Origin of the sequence: Blastococcus sp. TBT05-19 (assembly GCF_003319095.1) — a bacterium.
Lineage (GTDB): Bacteria > Actinomycetota > Actinomycetes > Mycobacteriales > Geodermatophilaceae > Blastococcus.
Window position 1 is genome coordinate 119,762 of the sequence record NZ_QOHI01000003.1, and the last position, 26,092, is coordinate 145,853.

Genomic DNA, 26,092 nt, shown 5'->3' on the forward strand with positions numbered 1-26,092 from the left:
ATGCCGCTGAGCCCTGTCCTCACCTACCGCTGGGGCGCCGACCAGTCGTGGCGGCTGTCGACCTACGAGTCGATGGACGGCTACGCCGCGCTGCGCACCGCGCTGTCGATGACGCCCGACGAGCTGGTCACGATGGTCAAGGACTCCGGTCTGCGTGGCCGCGGCGGCGCCGGCTTCCCGACCGGCATGAAGTGGAGCTTCATCCCGCAGCCCAAGCCGGGGGAGACCCCGACCGGCCCGGCGGCCCTGCCCAAGTACCTGGTGGTCAACGCCGACGAGGGCGAGCCGGGCACCTGCAAGGACCTGCCGCTGATGATGGCCGACCCGCACTCGCTCATCGAGGGCGTGATCATCTCCGCGTACGCGATCCGCTCGAAGTTCGCCGTCATCTACGTCCGCGGCGAGGCGGTGCACGCGCACCGCCGGCTGGTGAACGCGGTGGAGGAGGCCTACGCGGCCGGTTACCTCGGCAGCGACATCCTCGGTTCCGGCTACGACCTGGAGCTGGTCGTGCACGCCGGCGCCGGTGCCTACATCTGCGGCGAGGAGACGGCGCTGCTCGACTCGCTCGAGGGCTACCGCGGCCAGCCCCGGCTCAAGCCGCCGTTCCCCGCGGTCGCCGGTCTCTACGGCGCCCCGACGGTCATCAACAACGTCGAGACGCTGGCCAGCGTGCCGTTCGTCGTCCGCGGCGGTGCCGACTGGTTCAAGGCCTTCGGCCCGGAGAAGTCGCCCGGCCCGAAGATCTACTCGCTGTCGGGCCGGGTGGTGCGGCCGGGCCAGTACGAGGCCCCCATGGGGACGACGATGCGCGAGCTGCTGGAGATGGCCGGCGGCGTGCGCCCCGGCCACGAGCTGAAGTTCTGGACGCCGGGGGGTTCCTCGACGCCGTACTTCACCGCGGAGCACCTCGACGTCCCGCTGGACTTCGACTCGGTCGCCGCCGCGGGCTCCATGCTCGGCACCACCGCGCTGATGGTGTTCGACGAGACCGACTCGATCGTCGAGGCCACCCTGCGCTTCACCCAGTTCTACGCGCACGAGAGCTGCGGCAAGTGCACCCCCTGCCGCGAGGGCACCTACTGGCTGGTCCAGATCCTGCAGCGGCTGGTCGACGGGAAGGGCACCGCCCAGGACCTCGACCTGCTGGTCGACACCTGCGACAACATCCTCGGCCGGTCGTTCTGCGCCCTCGGCGACGGCGCGACCAGCTGCATAGCCAGCTCGCTCCAGTACTTCAAGGACGACTACGTCGCCCTGCTGCCGCCCGAGGAGCAGGCCCGCCTGGGTCGCAGCCTCCGCCTCGAGCCCGTGGGGGCCGCCTCGTGACACTCACCAACCCGACGCCGGCGCCGGCGGTGCCGCCGGGCGCGCCCGGACCGCACACCCCGGCCGACGCCGTCCACTGCACCATCGACGGCTTCGACGTCGCCGTGCCGAAGGGCACGCTGATCATCCGGGCCGCCGAGATGATCGGCGTCCAGATCCCGCGGTTCTGCGACCACCCGCTGCTCGAGCCGGTCGGCGCCTGCCGGCAGTGCCTGGTGGAGGTGGAGGGCCAGCGCAAGCCGGTCGCCTCCTGCACGATGCCGGTCACCGACGGCATGGCCGTCCGCACCCAGCTCTCCAGCCCGGTCGCCGACAAGGCGCAGCAGGGCACGATGGAGCTGCTGCTGATCAACCACCCGCTCGACTGCCCGGTCTGCGACAAGGGCGGCGAGTGCCCGCTGCAGAACCAGGCGATGAGCAACGGGCGCACCGAGACCCGCTTCGAGGGCCAGAAGCGCACCTACCCGAAGCCGCTGCCGATCAGCTCCGAGATCCTGCTCGACCGCGAGCGCTGCGTGCTCTGCGCCCGCTGCACCCGCTTCTCCGAGCAGGTCGCCGGCGACCCGTTCATCGAGCTGTTCGAGCGCGGCGCCCTGCAGCAGGTGGCGATCTACGAGGACGAGCCGTTCGAGTCCTACTTCTCCGGCAACACCACCCAGATCTGCCCGGTCGGCGCCCTCACCAGCGCCCAGTACCGGTTCCGCGCGCGCCCGTTCGACCTGCGCAGCGAGCCCAGCGTGTGCGAGCACTGCGCGTCGGGCTGCTCGATGCGCACCGACTACCGCCGCGGCAAGGTGACCCGCCGGCTGGCCGGTGAGGACCCGGCGGTCAACGAGGAGTGGACCTGCGACAAGGGCCGCTACGCGTTCCGCTACGCGACGTCCAACGAGCGGCTCACCACGCCGTTGGTCCGCCGCGACGGCGTGCTGCAGCCCGCCTCCTGGCCGGAGGCGTGGGCGGTGGCCGCCGCGGGCCTCGCGCAGGCCCGCGCCGAGGGCGGGGTCGGCGTGCTGCCCGGCGGGCGGCTGACCGTCGAGGACGCCTACGCCTGGGCCGCCTTCGCCCGCGTGGCGCTGGGCACCAACGACGTCGACGCCCGCGCGCGGGCGCACTCGGCCGAGGAGCTCGCGTTCCTCGAGTCCGCCGTCGCCGGCACCGGCCCCGAGACCGGCGCCGTCACCTACGACGAGCTCGGCTCGGCGCCGGCCGTGCTGCTGGCCGGTCTGGAGCCCGAGGAGGAGTCCCCGATCCTCTTCCTGCGGCTGCGCCGGGCCGTGCGCACCGGGAAGCTCGCCGTCTTCGACCTCGCGCCCTACGGCTCCCGGGCCGCGGAGAAGCTGCAGGCCACCGTGCTCGCCACGCTGCCCGGCACCGAGGCGCGGTCGCTCGAGGCGCTCGCCGAGGGCAGCTGGGGCGGGCCCGCCGTCGAGGCGCTCCGGCAGCCCGGCGCGGTCGTGCTCGCCGGCGAGCGGCTGGCCGAGGTGCCCGGCGCCTTCTCGGCGCTGGTCGCCCTGGCCCGCGCCACCGGCGCCCGGCTGGCCTGGGTGCCCCGCCGCGCGGGTGAGCGCGGTGCCGTCGAGGCCGGCGCCCTGCCGAGCCTGCTGCCCGGCGGCCGGAACGTCACCGACGCCGAGGCCCGCGCCGAGGTGGCCGCCGTCTGGGGCGTCGACCCCGCCGCCGTCCCGGCCACGCCCGGCCGCGACGTCACCGGCATCCTGGCCGCCGCGCGCAGCGGCCGGCTGCCCGGACTCCTCGTCGGCGGGGTCGACCCGGCCGATCTGCCCGACCCGGCGCTCGCGGTCGCGGCCCTGGACGCGGCGGCCTTCGTGGTCAGCCTGGAGATGTTCCCCAGCGCGGTGACCGAGCGCGCCGACGTCGTCCTGCCGGTCGCCGCCGCCTCGGAGAAGGCGGGCAGCTACCTGGACTGGGAGGGGCGGGTCCGCTCCTTCGACGCCACCCTGCACGGCACCGGGATGCTCACCGACGGGCGGGTGCTGCACGGCCTGGCCGACGAGATGGACGTCGACCTGCGGCTGCCCACCCCCGAGTCGGCCCGCGCCGCGCTGGCCGCCCTCGGCGCCCGGCGCTCGCAGCCCGCGGCGGACGACGGGCTCGACGTCCCCGCCCCGGCGGTCCCCTCGCTGCGCGACGACGAGGCGCTGCTGGCCTCCTGGCGGCAGCTGCTGGACGTCGGCACCCTGCAGCGGGACGAGCCGGAGCTGGCCGGTACGGCCCGCCGTCCGGTGGCCCGGGTGGGGTACGACACCGCCGAGCGGCTGGGCCTGGCCGACGGCGACCGGATCACCGTGAGCGGGTCCACCGGCTCGATCAGCCTGCCGGTGCTGATCACGCCGATGCCCGAGCAGGTGGTGTGGGTGCCGATGCGCTCGCCCGGCAGCGAGATCCGGACCGACCTGGGCACCGGGCCCGGCGGCATCGTGCGGCTCTCCCGCACGAGCGCGCCCGTCCCGGCCGACACCGCGGGAGGCGCGCGATGAACCTGTGGGCCTCGCCCGACCAGCCGACGCTGGAGGACTTCGGCAACGACGTCTGGTGGATCGTGCTCATCAAGGTCGTCGGGATCTTCGGCGTCCTGGTGCTGATGACGCTGTTCGCGATCGTCTTCGAGCGCAAGGTCGTCGCCCGCATGCAGCAGCGGATCGGCCCCAACCGGGTCGGCCCCCGTGGCTACCTGCAGAGCCTCGCCGACGGGCTGAAGCTGGCGTTCAAGGAAGACATCATGCCCGCGCTCGCGGACAAGCCCGTCTACTTCCTGGCGCCGATCATCGCCGCGATCCCGGCGTTCCTGGCCTTCTCGGTCATCCCGCTCGGCCCGACCGTGAGCATCTTCGGCGAGCGCACGCCGCTGCAGCTCACCGACGCCCCCATCGGCGTGCTGGTCGTCCTCGCCAGCTCCGCGATGGGTGTCTACGGGATCGTGCTGGCCGGTTGGGCGTCGGGCTCGACGTACCCGCTGCTGGGCAGCCTGCGCAGCGCCGCGCAGATGGTCAGCTACGAGATCGCCATGGGGCTGTCGATCGTCGCGGTGTTCCTCTACGCCGGGTCGATGTCCACCTCGGAGATCGTCGCCGCACAGGCCGACGGGAACCGGCTGGACTTCTTCGGCCTCGAGTTCACCGGCCCGAGCTGGTTCGCCGTGCTGCTGCCGGTCTCCTTCGTCATCTACGTCATCGCCGTCGTCGGTGAGACCAACCGGGCGCCCTTCGACCTCCCCGAGGCCGAGAGCGAGCTGGTCGGCGGCTTCCACACCGAGTACTCGTCGCTGAAGTTCGCGCTGTTCTTCCTGGCCGAGTACATCAACATGGTCACCGTCTCGGCCCTGGCCGCGACGCTGTTCCTCGGTGGCTGGCGGGCGCCCTGGCCGATCTCGATCTGGGACGGCGCCAACACCGGCTGGTGGCCGCTGCTCTGGTTCTTCCTCAAGGTCGTCGCCGCGCTGTTCGTCTTCATCTGGCTCCGCGGCACGCTGCCCCGGCTGCGCTACGACCAGTTCATGCGCTTCGGGTGGAAGGTGCTGGTCCCGACCGCGCTGGTCTGGATCCTCGTCGTCGCCACCATGCGCACCGTCTCCCGCGAGGCCGACCTCTCCACCGGTCAGGTCGCGCTCTTCGTCGGCGTCCCCGCGGCGGTGCTCGTGCTCGCCGGCCTGCTGCTGGCCAGCCGGTCGGCCAACCGGGACACCCGGGTGATGGCCGAGCAGGCCTCCGCCGGCGCGGTGCACGCCACCGACCCCGAGCCGGAGGTGCTCCCGCCCGCCGGGGCCCGACGCCGGCCCGCCGGTGGCCCGAGCCGTGCCGAGGGTGGCTTCCCCGTACCGCCGATGGACCTGAAGGTGCCGCCCTCGCCGCGCATCCGCCGGGAGAGCGCTGCGGCCGGGACGACGGACCCCGGCACGGCCGTCGTCGGCACCGGCCGCCGCGGTACCGCCACGATCGAGGAGGACGGCGATGTCTGAGATCGAGCGCGCACCGGCGAGGGAGGCGAAGCCCGCCCTCCGCGACGCCGTCACCCCGGCGCCGGCCCAGGGGTTCGGGGTCACCTTCGCCCAGATGTTCCGGACGGTGACCACCGAGCAGTACCCGTTCGAGCCCAAGGTGACCAAGCCGCGCTACCACGGCCGGCACGTGCTCAACCGGCACCCGGACGGGCTGGAGAAGTGCGTCGGCTGCGAGCTGTGCGCGTGGGCCTGCCCCGCGGACGCGATCTACGTGGAGGGCGGCGACAACACCGAGGACGCCCGCTTCTCCCCGGGTGAGCGGTACGGCGCGGTCTACCAGATCAACTACCTGCGCTGCATCTTCTGCGGGCTGTGCATCGAGGCCTGCCCGACCCGGTCGCTGACCATGAGCAACGACTTCGAGCTGGCCGACGACAACCGGCAGGACCTGATCTACACCAAGGAACAGCTCATGGCCCCGCTGCTGCCCGGCATGGAGGCGCCCCCGCACGCCATGCGCCTGGGCGAGGACGAGAAGGACTACTACCTGCGCGCGCCGGAGGTCCGGCCGTGAACCCCGACGTCGTGATCGGCACCGGCGAGGCCGTCGTCTTCTGGATCCTCGGCCCGGTGGCGCTGGCCGGGGCGCTCGGCATGGTGTTCAGCCGCAACGCGGTGCACTCCGCGCTCTGGCTGGTCAACACCATGCTGGCGCTCGGCGTCTTCTACGTCGTGCAGTCCGCGCCGTTCCTCGGTGCCGTGCAGATCATCGTCTACACCGGCGCGATCATGATCCTGTTCCTCTTCGTGCTCATGCTGGTCGGGCGCGACTCGTCGGACTCGGTCGTGGAGACCCTGCGCGGGCAGCGCATCGCCGCCACGCTGCTCGGCATCGGCTTCGCCGGGCTGGTCGGCGCCGGGATCGCCCGGGCCACCCAGGACCTCCCGGTCGCCGGGCTCGGCGACGCCCAGGCCGAGGGCAACATCCCGGCGATCGCCGAGGTGCTCTTCACCCGGTACCTGCTGGCCTTCGAGGTGACCAGCGCGCTGCTGATCACCGCCGCCGTCGGCGCGATGGTGCTGGCCCACATCGAGCGGGAGCCCGGCAGCCGGCAGAGCCAGAAGGAGCTGTCCCGCGCGCGGTTCCTCACCGGCGACCGCCCGCAGACCTACCCGGGCCCGGGCGTCTACGCCCGCGCCAACTCCGTGGCCGCCCCCGCGCTCCTGCCCGACGGCCGGACGCTCGGGGAGACGGTCGCCACCGGCGTCGAACCCCAGGAGGTCGAGCAGATGCCCCGTCCCACCGGCCGGGAGCAGCTGGGCAGCCCGGACGCCGCCCTCGGCACGCTCGGCCCGGCGGACGGCGGGGAGCAGCGGTGACGATCAGCTACTACCTGGTCCTGGCCGCGATCCTCTTCACGATCGGCGCCGTCGGCGTGCTGGTCCGCCGCAACGCGATCGTCGTGTTCATGTGCATCGAGCTGATGCTCAACTCGGTGAACCTGACGCTGGTCACCTTCGCCCGGTCCACCGGCACGATCGACGGCCAGATCATGGCGTTCTTCGTCATGGTCGTCGCCGCGGCCGAGGTCGTCATCGGCCTGGCCATCATCATGTCGATCTACCGGACCCGACGGTCCGCCTCGGTCGACGACGCCAACCTGCTGAAGTACTGACGGGGACGGACATCCAGTGCCTGCTGAAGGGTTGCTCGCCGCCTCCTGGCTGCTGATCGCGCTGCCGCTCGCCGGCGCCGCCGTCCTGCTGCTGGGCGGGCGCCGCACCGACCGCTGGGGTCACCTGCTGGGCACGGCGACGGTGGCGGCCGCCTTCGTGCTCGCCGTGGCCTGCACGGTCCAGCTCGCGGGGACCGACGGGCGGTCGGTCGACGTCGAGCTGTTCACGTTCATCTCCGCCGGGGAGCTGGACGTGACGGCGGGGCTGCTCTACGACCCGCTCTCGGCGGTCTTCGTCCTGCTGATCACCGGCGTCGGGTCGCTGATCCACGTCTACTCGATCGGTTACATGGCGCACGACCCCGCGCGCCGGCGGTTCTTCGCCTACCTGAACCTCTTCGTCGCCGCGATGCTGCTGCTGGTCCTCGGCAACAGCTACGTCGCGCTCTACGTGGGCTGGGAGGGCGTGGGCCTCGCGTCCTACCTGCTGATCGCCTTCTGGTACACCCGCCCGGCCGCGGCCACCGCGGCGAAGAAGGCGTTCATCATGAACCGCGTCGGCGACGTGGGCCTGGCCATCGCCGTCTTCATCATGTTCGCCCAGCTCGGGACCACGTCCTACGCGGGCGTGCACGCCGGGGTGGCCACCCTCGCCGGCGGCACGGTCACCGCGATCGGCCTGCTCCTGCTGCTCGGCGCGTGCGGCAAGTCGGGTCAGTTCCCGCTGCAGGCGTGGCTGCCCGACGCCATGGAGGGCCCGACCCCGGTGTCGGCGCTCATCCACGCCGCGACCATGGTCACCGCCGGCGTCTACCTGATCGCCCGGTCGGCGCCGGTCTACGACGAGACGCCGACGGCGCGCACCGTCGTCCTGGCCGTCGGTGCGGTGACGCTGCTCATCGGCGCGATCGCCGGCTGCGCCTACGACGACATCAAGAAGGTGCTGGCCTACTCGACGGTCAGCCAGATCGGCTACATGTTCCTGGCCGTCGGGCTCGGGCCCGCGGGCTACGTCGCCGGCCTCGCCCACCTGCTGGCGCACGGCTTCTTCAAGGCCGGGCTGTTCCTCGGCGCGGGGTCCGTCATGCACGCGATGGACGACCAGGTGGACATGCGCCGGTTCGGGGCGCTCTGGAAGAAGCTGCCGGTCACCTTCGTCACCTTCGGGCTGGGGTACCTGGCCCTGATCGGCTTCCCGTTCCTGTCCGGTTACTTCACCAAGGACGCGATCATCGAGGCCGCCCTGGACCGGGGCGACACCTGGGGCTGGGTGCTCGGCGGGGTGGCGGTGCTCGGTGCCGGCCTGACCGCCTTCTACATGACCCGGCTGATGCTGATGACCTTCTTCGGCGAGGCCCGGTGGACCGACGGCGTCCACCCGCACGAGTCGCCGTCGGTCATGACCGCCCCGATGGTCGTGCTGGCGGTCGGCTCGGTGTTCTCCGGCGCGCTGCTCGTCTCGGTCTTCCCGCTGTCGGGCTGGCTGGAGCCGGTGTTCGGCGAGCCGGCGGAGGCCGAGCACGTCGTCGCCCCCGCCGTCATCGGCCTGGTCGTCACCGTCGTGATGGCGCTCGGCGTCCTCGCCGCCTGGCTGTTCGTCGGCCGCCGCGAGGTACCGGTCACCGCGCCGGTGCGGGTCTCGCCGGTCACCCGCGCGGCCCGCAACGCGCTCTACGTCGACACGATCAACGAGTCGCTGTTCATGCGCCCGGGGCAGTGGCTGACCCGCGCGCTGGTCTGGTTCGACAACCGCGGTGTGGACGGCGCGGTCAACGGCCTGGCCGCGGGCCTCGGCGGCTCGTCGTCGCGACTGGGCCGCGCGCAGAACGGCTTCGTACGCACCTACGCGCTCGGCATGCTCGGCGGCGCCGTCATGGTCGCCGGCGCACTGCTGGCGGTGACCGCCGGATGAGCGGCTCCCTGTTCCTCCCGATCCCCGAGACGGTGGTGCCCCGATCGTGAGCGCGTCCCTCTACCTGGTGGCGATGATCGCGCTGCCCGCCGTCGGCGCCGCCGTCGTCGCCGCGCTCCCGCGCGAGCGGTCCCTGCTCGCCAAGCAGGTGACCCTCGGGGTCAGCCTCGCCGTCCTGCTGCTGGCCGTCCTGGCCACGCTCGCCTTCGACCCCGGTGGCGAGCGGTTCCAGCTGACGTCGTCGATCTCCTGGATCCCCGACTTCGGCGCGGACTTCGCCCTCGGCGTCGACGGCATCGCCCTGGTGATGCTGCTGCTCATCGGCGTCCTGGTGCCGCTGGTCGTCGGGGCGTCCTGGCACGAGGCGGACGCCGGGCCGCGCCCGCCGCGGGTGTTCTTCGCCTGGCTGCTGCTGCTCGAGGCGATGATGGTCGGCGTCTTCGCCGCCACCGACGTGCTGCTGTTCTACGTCTTCTTCGAGGCGATGCTCGTCCCGATGTACTTCCTGATCGGCAGCTTCGGCGGGCCGCGCCGGCAGTACGCGGCGGTCAAGTTCTTCCTCTACAGCCTGGTCGGCGGCCTGATCATGCTGGCCGCGGTCATCGGGCTCTACGTGGTGAGCACCAGCCAGCTGGGCGAGGGCACCTTCGCCTTCGACGCGCTGCGGCAGCTGGACATCGACCCCGACGTGCAGAAGCTGCTGTTCCTCGGCTTCTTCATCGCCTTCGCCATCAAGGCCCCGCTGGTGCCGCTGCACACCTGGCTGCCCGACTCCGGCGCCGAGGCCCCGATCGGCGGCGCGGTGCTGCTCGTCGGCGTCCTGGACAAGGTCGGCACGTTCGGCTTCCTGCGCTACTGCCTGCCGCTGTTCCCCGACGCCTCGCGGTTCTTCGCGCCGTTCGTCCTGGTGCTCGCCGTCGTCGGCATCCTCTACGCCGCGCTGCTGGCCATGGGGCAGAGCGACATGAAGCGGCTGGTCTCGTACACGTCGATCTCGCACTTCGGCTTCATCGCGCTGGGCATCTTCGCCTTCACCACCGAGGCCGGCACCGGCGCGGTGCTGTACATGGTCAACCACGGCATCGCGACGGGCCTGCTGTTCATCGTCGTCGGCATGCTCATCGCCCGGGGCGGCTCGCGGGAGATCGGCGACTACGGCGGCGTCGCCAGGCACGCGCCGAAGCTGGCCGGGGCCTTCCTGGTCGCGGGCCTGGCCTCGCTGGCCCTGCCGGGCACCAACAGCTTCGTCAGCGAGTTCCTGGTGCTCATCGGCGCGTTCCCCGAGCGCCCGGTGTTCACGGTCCTCGCGACCGCCGGCATCATCCTGGCCGCGCTGTACATCCTGCTCATGTACCAGCGCACGATGCACGGACCGGCCCGCGGCGTGCTCCTCGAGGCCGTCGACGACGCGCCCGCCGGCCCGCCGCCGACCGGGGGTGGGGGAGCCACCGCGGTCGCCGCCGCGCCCGCCCCCGCGCGCGGGGTGCTGCGGGTGCGTGACCTCGACCGTCGCGAGCTCGCCGTCGTCGCCCCGCTGATCGCGCTGATCATCGGGCTGGGCGTGTACCCGCAGCCGCTGCTGGACCTGATCGAGCCCGCCGTCAGCGCCACCATGAGCGACGTCGGCGCCGCCTCCGGAGGTACGGACCGATGATCGACGTGCCCGACCTCGACATCGCGGCCCTCGCCCCGCTGCTGCTCGTCCTCGGGGCGGCCTGCATCGGGGTGCTGGTGGAGGCGTTCGCCCCGCGCCACGTCCGCCACCCGGTGCAGGTGACCCTCGCCCTCGTCGGCACCGTGGGCGCGCTGGCGGCCACGCTGCTGCTGGCCCTCGGCGGCCACGAGGACGGGGTCACCGCCGGCGCCGCGCTCGCCGTCGACGGCGCGGCGCTGTTCCTCCAGGCGACGATCGCCGGGCTCGGCGCGCTGTCGATCCTGCTGTTCGCCGAGCGCTCGCTGGATCCGGCGAAGTCGGCGTTCGTCGCGAGCGCGGCGGTGCCGGCGGGCAGCTCGCGCGACCGGGAGCTGATGACCGCCGAGCGCGTGCAGACCGAGGTCTACCCGCTGGCCACGTTCGCCATCGGCGGCATGATGCTGTTCGTCGCGGCCAACGACCTGCTGGTCATGTTCGTCGCGCTCGAGGTGCTCAGCCTCCCGCTGTACCTGATCAGCGGCATGGCCCGACGTCGCCGGCTGCTGTCGCAGGAGGCGGCGGTCAAGTACTTCCTCCTGGGCGCCTTCGCCTCCGCCTTCTTCCTCTACGGCCTCGCCCTGGTCTACGGCGCCACCGGCAGCGTCCGGCTGAGCGACATCCGCGAGGCCGGCCTGGACGGCGGCGGCGACGTGCTGATGGTCCTCGGCCTGGGCCTGCTCATCGTCGGCCTGCTGTTCAAGGCCAGCGTCGCGCCGTTCCACACCTGGACGCCGGACGTCTACCAGGGCGCCCCGACGCCGGTCACCGCCTTCATGGCCGCCTGCACGAAGGTGGCCGCGTTCGGCGCCATCCTCCGGCTGCTCTACGTCGCCTTCGGCACCGCGGAGTGGACCTGGCGCCCGCTGATCTACGCGGTGGCGATCGTGTCGATGATCGTCGGCGCCGTCCTGGGTCTCACCCAGACCGACCTCAAGCGGATGCTCGCCTACTCCTCGGTGGCGCACGCGGGCTTCCTGCTCACCGGCGTGCTGGGCCTCGGCGCGGGCGGCACGGGCTCGGGCCTGGCGGCCACGATGTTCTACCTGCTCGCCTACGGGCTGACCACGCTCGGCGCCTTCGCCGTCCTCACCCTCGTGCGGGACGGCGACGGCGAGGCCACCCACCTCTCGCAGTGGGCCGGCCTCGGCGCGCGGTCGCCGCTCACCGCCGCGGTGATGAGCCTGTTCCTGCTCGCGCTGGCCGGGATCCCGCTCACCGCGGGCTTCACCGGCAAGTTCGCGGTGTTCCGGGCGGCCATCGAGGAGGGCGCGTGGCCGCTGGCCGTGGTCGCGCTGGTGGCCAGCGCCGTGGCGGCCTTCTTCTACCTGCGGGTCATCGTGCTCATGTACTTCTCCGAGCCGGTGGCCGACGGTCCCACGGTCGGCGTTGCCGGGATCCCGACGACCCTGGTGCTGGCGATCACGGCGACGGCGACGCTGGCGCTGGGCATCCTGCCCGGGGCGGTGCTCGACCTCGCCGAGCAGGCGGCTAGATTCGTCGGTTGATATGACCGGAGCCCGTGCCGCGACCGACGGCATCCACCCCGAGGTCTGGCACCGGATCTCCACGCCGGCGTCGACCATCGGCCCCTGGCTGCCCGAGGGCGAGCTCGGGGAAGCGCTCGCCGAGGGGCTCGCCCGCGTCGAGGCACGGCTCGGCGTCGCGGTGGGCAGCGAGCACCCGTTCGTGCGGGAGGCCGCCGGCCACCTCATGTCGGCCGGGGGCAAGCGGTTCCGCCCGATGCTGGCGCTGCTGGCCGCGCAGCTCGGCGACGCCACGGCCCAGCAGGTCACCGAGGGCGCGGTGGTCTGCGAGCTGACCCACCTGGCCACGCTGTACCACGACGACGTCATGGACGAGGCCGCCGTGCGCCGCGGTGCTCCCAGCGCCAACAGCCGGTGGAGCAACAGCGTCGCGATCCTCACCGGCGACCTGCTCTTCGCCCGGGCGTCGGACATCCTGGCCGACCTCGGGCCGGATGCCGTCCGCATCCAGGCCCGCACCTTCGAGCGGCTGGTCACCGGGCAGATCCAGGAGACCGTCGGCGCCCAGCCCGGCGAGGACCCGGTCGCCCACTACCTGCAGGTGCTGGCCGACAAGACCGGCTCGCTGGTGGCGACCTCGGCCCGCTTCGGTGCCTCCTTCGCCGGCGTCGACCCCGCCCTCGTCGAGGCGCTCACCGCGTTCGGCGAGGAGGTGGGCGTCGCCTTCCAGCTGTCGGACGACCTGCTCGACATCGTCACCGACGGCGCCTCCGGCAAGCAGCCCGGGACCGACCTGCGCGAGGGCATCGCGACCCTGCCGGTGCTGTTCGCCCTCGCCGGCGACGACCCGGCGGAGGCCCGGCTGCGCGAGCTGGTCGCCGCACCGGTCACCGACGACGCCGAGCACGCCGAGGCGCTGGAGCTGCTGCGGTCCTCCCGCTCGCTGGCCCGCGCCACCGACGTGCTGCGCGAGTACGCCGACCGGGCCCGTGCCCGGCTGGAGGCCGTGCCGGACGGCGACGTGCGCGACGCCCTCTCCGCGCTCTGCGAGTACGTGGTCACCCGCACCAGCTGAACGACGACACTGGGGCCGTGCGCAGGTTCCTGGTCCCGGTGACGGCCCTCCTCCTCGTCGGCTGCTCGTCCCCGGAGCCGGAGATCGACGACGCTCCACCGCCCTCGGCGCCCGGGCTGCAGGTCGAGGTGGTCACCGACGGGCTGGACCACCCGTGGGACGTCGTCCAGGCCCCGGACGGGACGCTGCTGGTCGACGAGCGCGCCGGCGGGTTCACCGCCGTCCTCCCCGACGGGGACGTGCGCGAGGTGACCGCCGACCTCGACGACCTGTTCGCCCTCGGCGAGACCGGGCTCATGGGCCTGGCGCTGGACCCCGCCTTCGCGCAGACCCGACGGCTGTACAGCTGCCAGGGTGACACCGCGGGCGACATCCGGGTGGTCGCCTGGACGGTGGCCGAGGACTGGTCCGCCGCCGACCGCGCGGCCGACCCCGTGGTGGCCGGCCTGCCGCTCAACGAGCGCAGCGGACGGCACGGTGGCTGCCGGCTGGAGTTCGACCCCGACGGCGCACTGCTGATCGGCACCGGTGACTCCGCCGACGGAGCCGTCGCCCAGGACCCGGCGTCCCTCGGCGGCAAGGTGCTCCGGGCCGACCCGGGGTCCGGCGAGGTGAGCACCTGGACCACCGGGCACCGCAACGTGCAGGGTCTGGCCGTGCGCCCCGGCTCGGGGCAGGTCTTCTCCGTCGAGCACGGCCCGGACCGCGACGACGAGGTGAACCTGCTGCGCGACGGCGCCAACTACGGCTGGGACCCCGACGGCGAGGGCTCCTACGACGAGAGCGTGCCGATGACCGACCCGGCGGTCCCCGGCGCCGTCGAGGCGGTGTGGTCCTCCGGGCAGCCGACCCTGGCCACCAGCGGCGCCACCTTCGTGACCGGGTCGCAGTGGGGCGCACTCGAGGGTCTGCTGCTCGTGGCGCTGCTCAAGGACCAGGGGGTCCTCGCCCTGCGCCTGGACGACGCGGGCGCCGTGGTCGAGCAGTTCCGGCTGCCCGAGCTCGACGGCACGCACGGCCGCATCCGCACGGTCCAGCAGGGCGGGGACGGCGCGCTCTACGCCGTCACCGACAACGGCGAGGACGACGTGCTGCTGCGGATCACGCCCGGAGGCTGAGCTGCCGGTCCCGCACCCGCGCCGGCACCGCTTCCCCGGCGGGCAGCAGCGGGCACGGCTCGGGCTCGCCCGCGACCGTCCGGAGCGGCAGCACCCCCGCCCACACCGGCAGCGCCAGGTCGGCCTCGTCGTCGCCGGGGGGACCGGTCCGGATCTTGACGCTGGCCTCGGTGAGGTCCAGCGCCAGCACGGCGGTCGCGGCCAGCTCCTTGCGGTCGGGGAGCCGGGTGGCCGACCAGGAGCCGGGCGCCAGCTGCTCGGTCAGGGCCTCCAGGCCGAGCAGCCGTTCGTCCTCGTCGGTGACGGCGCGGGCCGTGCCGTGGACGACGGCGCAGCGGTAGTTGACCGAGTGGTGGAAGGCGGAGCGGGCGTAGACGATCCCGTCCAGGTGGGTGACGGTGAAGGAGACCGGCACCCCGGAGGAGGCCCGTAGCGAGGCGGCGCCGGTGGATCCGTGCAGGTAGAGCGTCTCCCCGCGGCGGCCGTAGCCGGTGGGCAGCACGACCGGAGCGCCCTCGACGACCACCCCCAGGTGGCCGATCAGGCCGGCGTCCAGCACCGCGTAGAGGTCGGCGCGGTCGGTACGGGCGCGCCTGGCACCGCGGCGCACGGTGCTGCGGGGGGTGGGGGAGAGCGGGGTTCCGGCGTTCACGGGATCGATGCTCGACGGTCGAGTGGCCTCGCGGAACGGCCAATCCGCTACCTTTCCGGCAGGCCACCTCGTTCGAGTCCCGGAGGCACCGTGGTCGACGTCCCGCCCGTCCTGCTCGACCGCACCTCGCGCACGCCGCTGTCGGTGCAGCTCGCCGACGCGCTGCGGACCGCCACGGCCGACGGCACCCTGCGCCCCGGTGACCGGCTGCCCTCGACCCGCGAGCTCGCCGCCGCCCTGCGGGTCAGCCGCACCGTCACCTCCGCCGCCTACGACCAGCTGCTGGCCGAGGGCTGGGCGGGCGGGCGCCGGGGCGCGGGCACCTTCGTGCTGGACGCCCCGTCGGCGGCACCGGCCCCGACGGTGCGGGCGGTCCCCCCGGGCGCCGCAGCCGCGGAGCTGGTCGACCTCCGCGCCGGCTCCCCGTGCCTGGAGGTGCTCGACCGGGCGGCCTGGCGGCGGGCCTGGCGGGCGGCGGGGGACGACCCCCCGGACCGGCGGCCCGAACCGGCCGGGGACCCCGGGTTCCGCTCGGCGGTGGCCGAGCACCTGCTGCGCCACCGCGGCCTGGCGGCGGCACCGGCCGACGTCCTGGCGACCACCGGCACGTCGGCGGCGGTCACCGAGGTCGTCCGCATCCTGCCGCCGGGCAGCCGGGTGGCCGTGGAGAACCCGGGCTACCAGCGGGTGGTGGGTGCGCTGCGCGATGCCGGGGCCGAGGTGGTGCCCGTCCCGGTGGACGCCGACGGGCTGGTCGTCGAGGCGGTGCCGGCGGACGTCGCCGCGGTCTACTGCACGCCGGCGCACCAGTACCCGCTGGGCCGGCGGATGTCCGCGGCCCGGCGGCTCGCGCTCGTGACGCGGGCGCGGACCGAGGGCTGGTGGGTCCTGGAGGACGACTACGACGGCGAGCTGCGCTACGACGTCGCACCGCTGCCGCTGCTGGGTGCGCTGGGCCCCGACGTCGTGGTCCACCTCGGGACGGCGAGCAAGATCCTCAGCCCGACGCTGGGGGTGGGCTGGCTGGTCGCACCGTCCCTGGTGCGCGACCTGCTGCTCGAGCGCCGCACCCGCACCGGTCTGCGGCCCCCGCGGGCCGGTCAGCGGGTGCTGGCCGCCCTGGCGGCCTCGGGGGACCTCGCCCGGCACCTGCGCCGGTTGCGGCGCGAGCTCGGCGCCCGGCGGGACGAGGCGCGCGCCGCGGTGGCCGCGGCCGGGCTGGTCGCCGAGGGCGACCCGGCCGGGGCGCACGTGCTCGTGCCCCTGGCCGGCCCGGACCAGGAGGTCGCGGTGATCGCGGCCGCGGCGGCGCGGGGCGTGGCGCTGGACGGCGTGGGCCGTCACCTGGCCGCGGGTGCCGGGGACGGCGTCCGCTCGGGGCTGGTGCTCGGCTTCGCCGCCCCCGATCGCGCGGAGCTGCGCCGCGCCCTGGCCGTGCTCACCCGGGTGCTCGCGGAGGCCGGGAACGACAGCGGGTCGGCCTCCCCGGAGGGAGACGGACCCGCGGTCGTGGCCCCGTCCGGAGGCTCGTCCCGAGCGTGCGAGGGATGAGTGGGACGGGGTCCTTCTGTCAGGCGCTGACGGTCCAGGTGTCGCCGCCGGCGAGGAGGGCGTCCAGGTCGCCGGGGCCCTGCAGGCGGGCCTCGTCGAGCTGCTCGCTCATCATCGCCTCGTAGCTCGGCTTCTGGACCTTCCGGAAGACGCCCATGGGCGTGTACCGCAGGTCCTGCGAGGACAGTCGCGACAGCGCGAACGCGTAGGACGGGTCCTCGCGGGTGGCGTCGTGGACCACGATCTCGGAGGCGTCGACCTGGTTGGTCTCGGCGATCCGCAGTCCGCCGAAGTCCTCGCGCACGACGCACGAGGCGCCGTCCGGACCGAACACGAGCGGCTTGCCGTGCTCCAGCGGGATCGTCCACATCGGGCCGGTCGCCGGGTCCTTGAGCAGCTCGAACGCGCCGTCGTTGAAGATGTTGCAGTTCTGGTAGATCTCCACCAGCGACGTGCCCTTGTGCTCGGCCGCCTGCCGCAGCACGTCGGTGAGGCCCTTGCGGTCGGAGTCCATCGCCCGCCCGACGAAGGTGGCGTCGGCGCCGAGGGCCAGCGAGACCGGGTTGAACGGGTGGTCCAGCGAGCCCATCGGGGTGGACTTGGTGACCTTGCCGACCTCGGAGGTGGGCGAGTACTGGCCCTTGGTCAGCCCGTAGATCCGGTTGTTGAACAGCAGGATCGTCATGTCCACGTTGCGGCGGAGCGCGTGGATCAGGTGGTTGCCACCGATGGAGAGCGCGTCGCCGTCACCGGTCACGACCCACACCGACAGGTCGGGGCGGGCGGCGGCCAGACCGGTCGCGATCGCCGGGGCGCGCCCGTGGATCGAGTGCATCCCGTAGGTGTTCATGTAGTACGGGAAGCGCGACGAGCACCCGATGCCCGAGACGATGACCATGTCCTCGCGGGCGATGCCGAGGCTGGGCAGGAAGCTCTGGACGGCGTTGAGGATGACGTAGTCACCGCAGCCGGGGCACCAGCGCACCTCCTGGTCGGTCTTAAAGTCCTTGCCCTTGAGCTCGGTCACCTTCGGACCGTGCTGCTCGAGCGAGCGGGCGATCGCCGCGTCGATGGGGGTCGGTGCATCCGGCATGCCGAGTTCGACGGTGGTCACTGCTGAGCTCCGTTCAGGGATGCGGTGGTGCTGTCGATGGCGTCCTGGATCACCGCAGCCAGCTCCGCCGCGCGGAAGGGCAGCCCGCGCACCTGGGTGTGGCTCTGCACGTCCACCAGGTACTTGGCCCGCAGCAGCAGGGAGAGCTGACCGAGGTTCATCTCCGGGCAGATCACCCGGTCGTAGCGCGCCAGCACCTCGCCGAGGTCGGAGGGGAACGGGTTGATGTGCCGCAGGTGGATCTGGGCTACCTTGCGGCCCGAGCTCCGGATCCGCCGGGCGGCCGCGCCGATCGGCCCGTAGGTGGACCCCCAGCCGATGACGGCCACGCGGGCGTCGCCGTCCGGGTCCTCGACGTCGGTCAGCGGGATCGAGGCGGCGATGCCGTCGATCTTCGCCTGCCGGGTGCGGGTCATGAAGTCGTGGTTGGCCGGGTCGTAGGAGATGTTGCCGGTCTTGTCGGCCTTCTCCAGCCCGCCGATCCGGTGCTGCATGCCCGCGGTGCCGGGGATGGCCCAGGCGCGGGCCAGGGTCTCCGGGTCGCGCAGGTAGGGGAGGAACTCGCCGTCCTCGCCGTTGGGCTCGGTGGCGAACGCGACCCCGGGGGCGAGGTCCGGCAGCGAGGCGGCCTCCGGGATGGCCCACGGCTCGGCGCCGTTGGCCAGGTAGCCGTCGGACAGCAGCATGACCGGCGTGCGGTAGGTCAGCGCGATGCGCGCGGCCTCGACCGCGGCGTCGAAGCAGTCGCCGGGGGAGCGGGGGGCGATGACCGGGATCGGCGCCTCGCCGTTGCGGCCGAACATCGCCTGCAGCAGGTCCGACTGCTCGGTCTTGGTCGGCAGACCGGTCGAGGGGCCGCCGCGCTGGACGTCGACGATGACGAGCGGGAGCTCGGTCATGACCGCCAGGCCGATCGTCTCGGCCTTGAGCGCCACACCGGGGCCGGAGGTGGTGGTGATGCCGAGCGCGCCGCCGAAGGAGGCGCCCAGGGCCGCGCCGATGCCGGCGATCTCGTCCTCGGCCTGGAACGTGCGCACGCCGAAGGCCTTGTGCCGCGACAGCTCGTGGAGGATGTCCGACGCCGGGGTGATCGGGTAGGCGCCCAGGAAGATCGGGAGCCCCGACCGCTGGCCGGCGGCGACGAGCCCCAGGGCCAGCGCCTGGTTGCCGGAGATGTTGCGGTAGCGGCCCGGCTTCATCGGGGCCGGCTTGATCTCGTAGGAGACCGCGAAGGCCTCCGTGGTGTCGCCGTAGTTGTAGCCGGCGCGGAAGGCGGCGATGTTGGCCGCCGCGATCTCGGGCTTGCGGCGGAACTGGCGCTCCAGGAAGCGGATCGTGCCCTCGGTGGGCCGGTGGTACATCCAGCTCAGCAGGCCGAGGGTGAACATGTTCTTGCTGCGCTCGGCCTCCTTCTTGCCGAGACCGGAGTCCTTGAGCGCGTCCGTCGTCATGGAGGTCAGCGGCACGCTGACGGTCTGCCAGCCCTCGAGCGAGCCGTCCTCGATCGGGTTCGTCGCGTAGCCGACCTTGGCCAGGTTCCGCGGGGTGAACTCGTCGGAGTCGAGGATGAGGAGGCCGCCGCCGGGGAGCTCGCCGAGGTTCGCCTTGAGCGCCGCCGGGTTCATGGCCACGAGGACGTCGGGTGCGTCACCCGGCGTCATGACGTCGTGGTCGGCGAACTGCAGCTGGAAGGAGCTGACGCCGGGGAGGGTCCCCGTGGGCGCCCGGATCTCGGCGGGGAAGTTCGGCAGCGTCTTCAGGTCGTTGCCGAAGGACGCCGTCTCGCTGGTGAAGCGGTTGCCCGTGAGCTGCATGCCGTCACCCGAGTCACCCGCCAGCCGGATGACCACGCGGTCGAGCTCGACGACGCTCTTCACGAGCCCACCGGGCGCCGAGCTGGACACCGTGGTGGCCAGGGCGCCGTTCGACTCCGACGGCGCGACGGTCGGGTTGGGGCCAGTCATCAGGGGGTCTACCTCCACCGGGCGAGGTTACGTGCGTGGTCCGCGCCGGGGATGTGCAACCGGACACGCTGGGCGGCGGGAAGGATCCCACCGCGTTCCCACCGGCCAACCAAGGCCGCCCTTATCTCATTCCGCTGGGTGACGGGACGCAGTCGGGGCGGGGAACGGGCCATCGGGCGACGGCGTTGGACCGGACGTGCACCGCTGGACCAACGGACTGAGGACCGCCCTGCTCCTCGGGCTCATGGGCGGTCTGATCCTGATGGCCGGTGCGCTCATCGGGGGCCGGAGCGGGTTGTTCGTCGCGCTGCTGGTCGCGCTGGGCGTGAACGGCTACGCCTGGTTCAACTCCGACACGCTGGCCCTGCGCTCGATGCGGGCCTTCCCCGTGACCGAGACCCAGGCGCCGCAGCTCTACGCGATCGTGCGCGAGCTGGCCACCTCGGCCCGGCAGCCGATGCCCCGGCTGTACGTGAGCCCGACTCCCCAGCCCAACGCCTTCGCGACCGGCCGCAACCCGCGCAGGGCCGCCGTCTGCGTCACCCAGGGCATCCTCGAGCTGCTCGACCGGCGGCAGCTGCGCGGTGTGCTGGCCCACGAGCTCTCGCACGTCTACAACCGCGACATCCTCATCAGCTCCGTGGCCGGCGCGATGGCCACCGTCGTCACGTACCTGGCGCACATGGCGATGTTCGCCTCGCTCTTCGGCGGCCGGTCCGAGGGCGACCGCGGCGGCGGCAACGCCCTCGGTGGCCTGCTGCTCGTGCTGCTGGGCCCGCTCGCGGCCGGCCTGGTGCGGATGGCGGTGAGCCGCAGCCGCGAGTACCAGGCCGATGCCTCCGGCGCCGAGCTCTCCCAGGACCCGCTGGCGCTGGCCGACGCGCTGCGGGTCATCGAGCGCGGCACCGCGGCCCGTCCGCTGCCGCAGGAGGAGCGCCTCGTGAGCCAGAGCCACCTGATGATCGCCAACCCGTTCCGCGGCCAGGGCCTCGCGTCGCTGTTCGCCACCCACCCGCCGATGCCCGAGCGGATCGCCCGCCTCGAGGAGATGGCCCGCGACCTGGGCCGCTGACGCGCGGCGTGGCCCCTCACGCGCGCATTCCGGCGCCCGGAATGCGCGCCCCCAGGGCCACGCCTCCACGCTGCCCGAGGACGGCGACGACGCGCGCCCGGCAGACGTGCGGCCGCTCGACCACGTCGGTCCAGCCGAAGCGCAGCACCACCCATCCGAGGGCAGCCAGAGCGGCGTCCCGGCGCAGGTCGCGCTCACGCGCCGCGAGGTCACCGTGGAAGGCGGCACCGTCGAACTCCACCGCGACCTTGAGGTCCGGCCAGGCGGCGTCCAGGAACACCGGCCCGTCCGGCAGGTGCACCCGGTGCTGCAGCCGTGGTGCCGGGACCCCCGGGGCGGTGACGACGTCGCGCAGGCCGCGGATCTCCAGCTCGCTCTGGCAGCCGGCGGCGACGAACCCCAGCAGCTCCAGCAACGCAGCGCGCCCAGGCAGCTGTGGGCACGCGGCCAGCTCGGCCTCGACGGCGGCCGGATCGACCAGCCGGCCCCGAGCTGCTCGGAGGACGACCCCGCGGACGACGGAGTCGGCCCCCCGCACCGCCCGCACGTGGTGGGTGTCGCCCCACGTGTCCACGAGCGCGCGTTCGAGCGATGTGACCGGCAGGCCACGGACCCGCTGCGTGCGGACCGGGCGCGAGCTGCGGTGGACCCGGAGCCAGCGCGAGGTCCGGACCCGCCGCGAGCGCGGCACGGTGAGGTCCAGCCGTGTCACGCCCTCGGCCTGGAGACCGTGCACGTGCAGCGCGCTCCAGTGGCTGAGGAGCCCGCCGGTGTACCCGACGGCGGCGTGCGCGCGGACCGTCCAGTCGTCGGCCCGGTCCGCCGTCGTCACCCAGCCCGGGTGCAGGGCGACCAGCCGCCCGGCCGCCAGCCACCGCCGGACCGAGCTCGGGTGGACGACCGAGCCGAGATGGGCGGTCGGAGCGGTCCCGGTGGGGCCGAGCAGCGCGGCGAGGTCGTGCACGCGGTCACCGTGGACCACGGGTCACCGGTGCGGGGCGCGAGAGCCGCAGCTGTGGACAGCGGCGCGGTGCCTGGTCCCTCAGACGCGCATTCCGCCGGTCGGAATGCGCGCCCGGGGGACCACGCGCGTCAGCGGTAGTTGTCGAACTGCAGCGCGACGTCGAGGTCGGCGCCCTTCAGCAGCTGCTGCACCGCCTGCAGGTCGTCGCGCTTCTTGCCGCTCACCCGCAGCTGGTCGCCCTGGATCTGCGCCTGGACGCCCTTGGGGCCCTCGTCGCGGATGAGCTTGGCGATCTTCTTCGCGACGTCGGACTCGATGCCCTGCTTGATCGTCGCGCCGATCTTGTAGCCCTTGCCCGAGGACTGCGGGTCACCGGCGTCGAGCACCTTCAGCGAGATGCCGCGCTTGATCAGCTTCTCCTTGAACACCTCGAGCGCGGCCGCGACCCGCTCCTCGGTGTCGGCCTGGAGGGTCACGCCCTCGTCGCCGGCCCAGGCGATCGTGGCGTTGGTGCCGCGGAAGTCGAAGCGCTGCGACAGCTCCTTGCCCGCCTGGTTCAGCGCGTTGTCGACCTCCTGGCGGTCCACCTTGCTCACGACGTCGAACGATGCGTCGGCCATGTCTTCCTCTCCGTGGGGGGCGGTCCCGCCACCGGGACTCGTCGCGGGGACCCGTCACCACCGGTCCTCGCGTCTTGTAGTCTCTCCCGCGTACCGAGCAGCACGCACCGCACGGCGGGTTGCCCGAGTGGCCAATGGGAGCGGACTGTAAATCCGTCGGCTTAGCCTTCGAAGGTTCGAATCCTTCACCCGCCACGTTCGGTACGACGGCCCCCGACCTGCAGGTCGGGGGCCGTCGCCTTCTCCGGCTCGCTCAGGGCAGCGTGGGCGCCCGCGCGCTGGCGACGGCGGTGCGCTCCAGCAGCTCACCACCGAGGAAGAGCCAGTCGAACGCGATCCGCACGTAGCGGGTGCAGCGCACCGTCACCTCGGCGCCGTCGGTCTCGGCCGACCAGCCGTCCAGCTCCACCCCGCCGTCGGCCAGCTGGTCGGCGACCGCGGCCTGGGCCGCGGCCCGGGTCAGGGGCAGCTCGGTGCCGACCCCGCGGGCGTAGACCGCCGCCTCGTCGGCCTGGTTGGCCGCTGCCAGCGCGGCGCTGTCGCAGACCGCCTGCACCTCCTGCTGCTCGAGGAAGGCGTCGGAGGCGGCGATGGCACCGAAGGCCATCAGCGCGGCGACCACCCAGCAGACGAGGACGAAGGGGAGCGTCGACCCCCGCTCCGGGTCGTGGATGTCCGCGCGCACGCGGAGGAGCCAAGCAGCCCGCAGGCGTCGTCCACCACCTGTGGACACGATCTGTGGACATTGTGGACGGACGGTCACCCGGTCCCGTGACGCGCGGCCCGGTCCTGTGGACGGCGACGGCGGCGGCGGGCGTCGAGAGGCTGCTCGAGGTCACCCAAGGTGCGACCCGAGTGGCGGAAGGTCACGACATGACGTAGGCGCCCGGCGTGTCGCCGCGCACGTGCTTGTCGCAGTCGATCACGGGAAGCATTGTCTTCGGCGCGGTCCGTATTCGACGACGCTCTGCCCCCGCGCGTGGATGGCTGCCGCACCAGCCATTTTTGTCGTGCCCAGAGGGAGGCGCCATGAGCATCACCATGCAGCGTGAGGGTCGTTCGGTCCGCGGTTCCAAGTGGACCCGGGGCAGCAAGTGGACCCGCGGGAGCAAGTGGACCTGATGGAGGCCTGACAGCCAGCTGTCTCCCTCGAACGGGTAGTTGCGGGACGGTCGACTCTTCGGAGCGGCCGTCCCGCCTCATGTTCCGGACCCGGTCTGCCGATGAGCCGCGAGGACGGCGCCCTCCCGACGCACGAGAGGGTCGCGATGACCTCCATCGCTGTTAGCCTTCGCCCGCCCGACGACACGGGGAGTCCAGTTGCAGGTAGCTGAGCAGCACGTTCGCGTGCCAGGGAGGGCCCGCGCGATGCGCAGCCCTTGGCTGGTGGCGCTGCTCGGACTGACCTTCGGGGTGCCGGTCGGCGTCCTCGTCTTCCTCGGCGGGCCGCTGACGGTGGACGTCCCGGTCCTGGTGGCCGTCTTCTGCGCCGCCGTCGTCGCCGAGCGGCTGAACGTGCACGTCGAGTTCCGGCGCGAGAGCATCCACAGCTCCGCGAGCGAGCTGGCCTTCGTCCTCGCGCTGGTCGAGCTGGGCGGCGCGTGGACCGCCCTGACGCGCGCCGCGGCCGTGGCCCTCGTGCTGTCGGCCCAGCGCCTCCCCGCACCGAAGGTCGTCTTCAACGCAGCGGTCGCCGTGGTGGAGGCCGGCGTGGCCGTGTCGGTGCTGGCCGTCCTCCCGGTCGGCGACGTGACCGACCCCAGCACCTGGATCTCCTGCCTGGTCGCCGTCTTCGTGGCCAACGTGGTGGGCGCCTGCTTCGTCGCCGCGGCGATCACGATCACGCAGGGCTACCCCGGTCGCGCCGTCTGGGCGGGTCTGTTCATCCCGGTCGTCGTCATCGGCCCCGTGGCGGTGCTGATCGGCCTGACGGCCCTGCTGCTGCTGCACGCCACCGTGTGGTCGTGGCTGCTCATCGTGCCGCTCGGTGGAGCCCTGGCGCTCCTCTACCGCCGGTTCGCAGCGGTCACCCGCGAAGGCGACTCGCTCGAGCAGGTCTACGAGTTCGCCCGCCGCGTCGAGGAGGTGCAGGCCGACGAGGCCGGCACCCGGCAGATCGTGCAGGCGGTGCGGGAGCTGCTGAACGCCGAGCGCGTCGCCCTGTGGTTGCCCCCGTACCTCGACGAGGAGCCGCGCCTCGTCGTGGTCTCGGAGGACGGCGCCTCCTGGTACGACGGTCCGGGCGACCCCGACGACCCGCTCCGGCGGCGTGCCGTGGCCTCGGCCGAGGGAGTTGTGCACGTGGCCGCGGCGCGCGCCGACGACGTGGAGCGGGCCGCGCTGGCCCGCCGCGGGGTGTCGGACCTCCTGGGTGCACCGGTCACGACGGCGGCCGGCGAGCCCGGCTACCTCGAGGTCTGCGACCGCCGCAGCGACCTGGTGACGTTCAGCAGCAGCGAGCGCGGCGCGCTGGACTCCATGCTCACCCACGTCAACGCCGCGATCCGCCAGCAGCAGCTGCTGACCCGGATCCGCTACGACGCCGACCACGACCGGCTGACCGGGCTGCCCAACCGCCAGCGGCTGGCCGCCGAGATCGACCAGCTGCTGTCGGCCGACCCGACCCGCGCGCGGGCCGGGCTGATCCTGGCCTCGCTCGGCACCTACGCCGACGTCACCGACACCCTCGGTCACGCCGCCAGCGACGAGCTCCTGCTCGTCACCGCCGGCCTGCTCCGCGAGCACGCCCCGCCGCGGGCCCTGCTGGCCCGCATGGAGCGCGAGCAGTTCGCGGTGCTCCTGCCCGGCCTCTCGCTCGCGGCGACCGAGCAGGCGGCCCGCCGGCTGCGCGAGGCCGCCGCGACGCGGGTCCGCGTCGCCGGGCTGGACCTGGAGGTCTCGCTCACCCTCGGCGTCGTCGCCGCGCCCGTGCACGGCACCGACGCCGGCATCCTCATGCAGCGGGCCGACGTCGCCCTGCTCGCGGCCGAGGGCTCCGGCGGGGTGGCCAGCTACCACCCGGTCCTGGACCAGCAGAGCCTCCGCCGTCTCCAGCTCGGCACGGAGCTCGAGCAGGCCATGGCCGACCGCCAGATCGCCGTCGTCTTCCAGCCGGTGATCGACGCCCAGTCCAACGACATCGTGTCGGTGGAGACGCTCGTCCGGTGGGTCCACCCCCGGTACGGCAACGTCCCGCCGGAGGAGGTCATCGGGCTGGCCGAGCAGATCGGCCGGATCGGCGCGATCACCGACCACGTCCTCGACCTCGCGCTGGCCCGCTGCCGCAGGTGGCTCGACCAGGGCATCGCCCTGTCGGTCGCGGTCAACGTGTCGGCGCGCTCGCTGGCCGAGCCGGACCTCGTCGAGCGGATCCGCGGCGCCCTGCTGCGGCACGACGTCCCGGGGGAGCTGCTCGTCCTCGAGTTGACCGAGAGCAGCGTCGTCGACGACGCCGTGCGGGAGAGCTCCGTGCTCGACGACCTGCACGACCTGGGGCTGCGGCTGTCCATGGACGACTTCGGCACCGGCTACTCGTCGCTGTCGCAGCTCCGGCAGCTGCCCATCGACGAGCTGAAGATCGACAAGTCCTTCGTCCTCACCATGGCCACCAGCCAGGGGGAGTCGTTCATCGCCCGCTCGATCATCGAGCTCGCGCACAACCTCGGGCTCTCCGTGGTCGCGGAAGGCGTCGAGGACGAGATGACGCGCAACCAGCTGGCCACCATGGGCTGCGACAAGCTGCAGGGCTTCCTGATCAGCCGCCCGCTGCCCGAGGACCGCCTCGAGAAGTGGCTGCTGGCCCGGGCCGGCGTCCGTTCGGCGACCCCGGGAGCCCCGCACCGCCGGCTGTTCGTACGGACGTGACGAAGGACCCCGCGTCCCCCCACCGCTCGCGAGCTCGCGCCGGGGC

The 26,092-nt window shown here is 73.2% G+C and carries 20 protein-coding genes and 1 tRNA gene; 15 read left to right on the top strand and 6 right to left on the bottom strand.

Translation table 11 applies throughout. From position 1 onward, the window contains the following. The 11 genes from nuoF to DQ244_RS09635 are packed head-to-tail and all read left to right on the top strand — an operon-like array spanning position 1 to position 14,245. Entirely contained in the window at positions 1-1,329 is a 1,329-nt protein-coding gene (nuoF, locus tag DQ244_RS09585; protein ID WP_113811274.1) for an NADH-quinone oxidoreductase subunit NuoF, read from the top strand. Further along, positions 1,326-3,827, top strand: coding sequence for an NADH-quinone oxidoreductase subunit G (locus tag DQ244_RS09590; protein WP_113811275.1), 2,502 nt, complete (start codon positions 1,326-1,328; stop codon positions 3,825-3,827). The genes nuoF and DQ244_RS09590 overlap by 4 nt, the downstream gene beginning before the upstream one ends. Then, positions 3,824-5,305, top strand: coding sequence for an NADH-quinone oxidoreductase subunit NuoH (gene nuoH, locus DQ244_RS09595; protein WP_113811276.1), 1,482 nt, complete (start codon positions 3,824-3,826; stop codon positions 5,303-5,305). The genes DQ244_RS09590 and nuoH overlap by 4 nt, the downstream gene beginning before the upstream one ends. Next, complete coding sequence (nuoI, locus tag DQ244_RS09600; protein ID WP_233491293.1) at positions 5,298-5,861, top strand: NADH-quinone oxidoreductase subunit NuoI; 564 nt, start codon at positions 5,298-5,300, stop codon at positions 5,859-5,861. Before nuoH ends, nuoI begins: the two co-directional genes overlap by 8 nt. Beyond that, the gene (locus tag DQ244_RS09605) at positions 5,858-6,667 is read left to right on the top strand and encodes an NADH-quinone oxidoreductase subunit J (protein WP_113811277.1); all 810 of its coding nucleotides are present in this window, start codon (positions 5,858-5,860) and stop codon (positions 6,665-6,667) included. Before nuoI ends, DQ244_RS09605 begins: the two co-directional genes overlap by 4 nt. Continuing rightward, positions 6,664-6,963, top strand: a complete 300-nt coding sequence (gene nuoK, locus DQ244_RS09610) for an NADH-quinone oxidoreductase subunit NuoK (protein WP_113811278.1) — start codon at positions 6,664-6,666, stop codon at positions 6,961-6,963. Before DQ244_RS09605 ends, nuoK begins: the two co-directional genes overlap by 4 nt. Before the next feature lie 16 nt (positions 6,964-6,979). Continuing rightward, positions 6,980-8,875, top strand: a complete 1,896-nt coding sequence (nuoL, locus tag DQ244_RS09615; protein ID WP_233491294.1) for an NADH-quinone oxidoreductase subunit L — start codon at positions 6,980-6,982, stop codon at positions 8,873-8,875. Between the two features lie 46 nt (positions 8,876-8,921). Continuing rightward, positions 8,922-10,529 carry an NADH-quinone oxidoreductase subunit M gene (locus DQ244_RS09620; protein WP_113811280.1) on the top strand — a complete coding sequence of 536 codons (1,608 nt, stop codon included), beginning with the start codon at positions 8,922-8,924 and terminating at the stop codon, positions 10,527-10,529. After that, on the top strand, positions 10,526-12,073 hold the full coding sequence (gene nuoN / locus DQ244_RS09625; RefSeq protein WP_113811281.1) for an NADH-quinone oxidoreductase subunit NuoN: 1,548 nt from the start codon (positions 10,526-10,528) through the stop codon (positions 12,071-12,073). Before DQ244_RS09620 ends, nuoN begins: the two co-directional genes overlap by 4 nt. A gap of 1 nt (position 12,074) precedes the next feature. Continuing rightward, the gene (locus DQ244_RS09630) at positions 12,075-13,127 is read left to right on the top strand and encodes a polyprenyl synthetase family protein (protein ID WP_113811282.1); all 1,053 of its coding nucleotides are present in this window, start codon (positions 12,075-12,077) and stop codon (positions 13,125-13,127) included. 17 nt (positions 13,128-13,144) lie between these two features. After that, the gene (locus tag DQ244_RS09635; RefSeq protein ID WP_233491295.1) at positions 13,145-14,245 is read left to right on the top strand and encodes a sorbosone dehydrogenase family protein; all 1,101 of its coding nucleotides are present in this window, start codon (positions 13,145-13,147) and stop codon (positions 14,243-14,245) included. Here the strand turns inward: DQ244_RS09635 and DQ244_RS09640 are convergent. Then, the gene (locus DQ244_RS09640) at positions 14,229-14,897 is read right to left on the bottom strand and encodes a pyridoxamine 5'-phosphate oxidase family protein (protein ID WP_113811283.1); all 669 of its coding nucleotides are present in this window, start codon (positions 14,895-14,897) and stop codon (positions 14,229-14,231) included. The two genes, DQ244_RS09635 and DQ244_RS09640, sit on opposite strands and share 17 nt — an antisense overlap. A 90-nt stretch (positions 14,898-14,987) precedes the next feature. Between DQ244_RS09640 and DQ244_RS09645 the strand changes: the two genes are divergently transcribed. After that, positions 14,988-16,448, top strand: coding sequence for a PLP-dependent aminotransferase family protein (locus DQ244_RS09645; RefSeq protein ID WP_113811284.1), 1,461 nt, complete (start codon positions 14,988-14,990; stop codon positions 16,446-16,448). Positions 16,449-16,467: 19 nt separating this feature from the next. Here the strand turns inward: DQ244_RS09645 and DQ244_RS09650 are convergent, their stop codons facing one another. Further along, entirely contained in the window at positions 16,468-17,562 is a 1,095-nt protein-coding gene (locus tag DQ244_RS09650) for a 2-oxoacid:ferredoxin oxidoreductase subunit beta (RefSeq protein WP_199580327.1), read from the bottom strand. Continuing rightward, positions 17,559-19,526, bottom strand: a complete 1,968-nt coding sequence (locus DQ244_RS09655) for a 2-oxoacid:acceptor oxidoreductase subunit alpha (RefSeq protein ID WP_199580328.1) — start codon at positions 19,524-19,526, stop codon at positions 17,559-17,561. The genes DQ244_RS09650 and DQ244_RS09655 overlap by 4 nt, the downstream gene beginning before the upstream one ends. Before the next feature lie 196 nt (positions 19,527-19,722). Between DQ244_RS09655 and htpX the strand changes: the two genes are divergently transcribed. Next, positions 19,723-20,598: a zinc metalloprotease HtpX gene (gene htpX, locus DQ244_RS09660; RefSeq protein ID WP_113811285.1), complete on the top strand. Its 876-nt coding sequence runs from the start codon at positions 19,723-19,725 to the stop codon at positions 20,596-20,598. A gap of 16 nt (positions 20,599-20,614) precedes the next feature. On the opposite strand, the gene DQ244_RS09665 is transcribed toward htpX, so the two are convergent. Next, entirely contained in the window at positions 20,615-21,562 is a 948-nt protein-coding gene (locus DQ244_RS09665) for a DUF559 domain-containing protein (RefSeq protein WP_158544507.1), read from the bottom strand. A gap of 128 nt (positions 21,563-21,690) precedes the next feature. Beyond that, positions 21,691-22,182, bottom strand: coding sequence for a YajQ family cyclic di-GMP-binding protein (locus DQ244_RS09670; protein WP_113811287.1), 492 nt, complete (start codon positions 22,180-22,182; stop codon positions 21,691-21,693). A gap of 113 nt (positions 22,183-22,295) precedes the next feature. Between DQ244_RS09670 and DQ244_RS09675 the strand changes: the two genes are divergently transcribed. Further along, positions 22,296-22,377: transfer RNA gene (locus DQ244_RS09675), tRNA-Tyr, on the top strand. Between the two features lie 58 nt (positions 22,378-22,435). Here the strand turns inward: DQ244_RS09675 and DQ244_RS09680 are convergent. Further along, a complete protein-coding gene (locus DQ244_RS09680; protein ID WP_113811288.1) occupies positions 22,436-22,867 on the bottom strand; it encodes a pilus assembly protein TadG-related protein in 432 nt (143 codons plus the stop codon). 683 nt (positions 22,868-23,550) lie between these two features. Here DQ244_RS09680 and DQ244_RS09685 point away from each other — a divergent pair. After that, positions 23,551-26,046 (top strand): bifunctional diguanylate cyclase/phosphodiesterase, encoded by a 2,496-nt coding sequence (locus DQ244_RS09685; RefSeq protein WP_199580329.1) that lies wholly within the window; start codon positions 23,551-23,553, stop codon positions 26,044-26,046. Positions 26,047-26,092 lie beyond the last annotated feature (46 nt).